The 1,216-nt window shown below is 72.0% G+C and carries 1 protein-coding gene; it reads right to left on the reverse strand.

Annotated elements, in window-relative coordinates:
• Positions 1 to 1,208 (reverse strand): acyltransferase domain-containing protein (locus tag IF06_RS32690; protein ID WP_332259030.1); only part of this gene is annotated, 1,208 nt, incomplete at its 3' end.
• Between the last annotated feature and the right edge of the window lie 8 nt (positions 1,209 to 1,216).

The raw sequence follows: 1,216 nt of genomic DNA on the forward strand, positions 1-1,216 counted from the left end.
CCCCACACACCCCCACCCAACACACCCGGCAAATCCACCAAACCACCCCACCGCAACGGCACCTCCAAACCCACCACCCGACCCAAACCCCACACCGCACCACCGTCCAGGTCGGTCAGAGGCTCGGAGTCGTCCACGGAGACGGCACCGCTGGTCAACCACCACAGCCGACCCTCGACCTCGGTGACTGCAAGCGCCTGCGCGACCGCCAGTGCCTCGACGACACCGGCGCCGGCCAGCGACATCAGCGAGATCATCCCGGCGACCGGTCCTGCGGCCGCCGAGGCGGCGGACAGCCGACGCGCGATCCCGTCCCGGTCCAGCTCGTCCAGCACCACGGGGATCATCTCGGCGCCCCGCTCCGCCAGCTCGGCCAGCAACGGGTGGTCCTCCTGGCCGGGGGCCATCAGCACCAGCCAGGAGCCGGTCAGGTTCTCGTTCCCGGTCACGTCCTGGCGCCGCCAGACCACGCGGTAGCGCCAGGAGTCCACAGTCGACCGCTGCTGTGCGGCCCGCCGCCACTGCGCGAGCTTCGGCAGGACCGCGCTGAACGGTTCGTCCGCGCCGACGCCCAGCTCGCCGCCGACCAGGTCGGGGTCGCCGGACTCCACGGCCGCCCAGAACCGCCCGTCGAGAGCTTCGCCGTGCGCGTCCCGGCGGGCCGCGGGCGCCGCCTCGGGCCAGTACCAGGTGTGGTCGAAGGCGTACGTGGGCAGGTCGACCACGCCCGGCCGGGCACCGGTCTGACCGTGGTAGGCAGCCCAGTCCACCGGCACACCCGCCACCCACAACTGCCCCAGCGCCGACGTCAACACGCCGGCCTCCGGCTGATCCCGCCGCGACGCCGCGACACACCGCACCCCGGCATCAGCGACGATCTCCGCCACCATCGCCGTCAACGTCGCATCCGGGCCGATCTCCAGGAACGTGTCCACGCCCTGCCCCCGCAGAGCAGCCACCCCGTCGGCGAACCGCACGGGCTGCCGCACGTGCCGCACCCAGTACTCCGGGTCAACCAACTCCAGCGGCTCCGCGACCGCGCCGGTCACGTTCGACACGATCGGCACCCGCGGCACCCGCCAGTCCAGCCCTGCCACCACCGACGCGAACTCTTCCAACATCGGATCCATCAACCGCGAGTGGAACGCGTGACTGACCGCCAGTTCCTTGACCCGCCAACCCCGCTCGCGAGAAGTCCCCACCACCACCGCAACCT

This window comes from Micromonospora globosa, assembly GCF_000717585.1.
In the GTDB taxonomy this organism is placed as follows: Bacteria; Actinomycetota; Actinomycetes; order Mycobacteriales; family Micromonosporaceae; genus Micromonospora; species Micromonospora aurantiaca.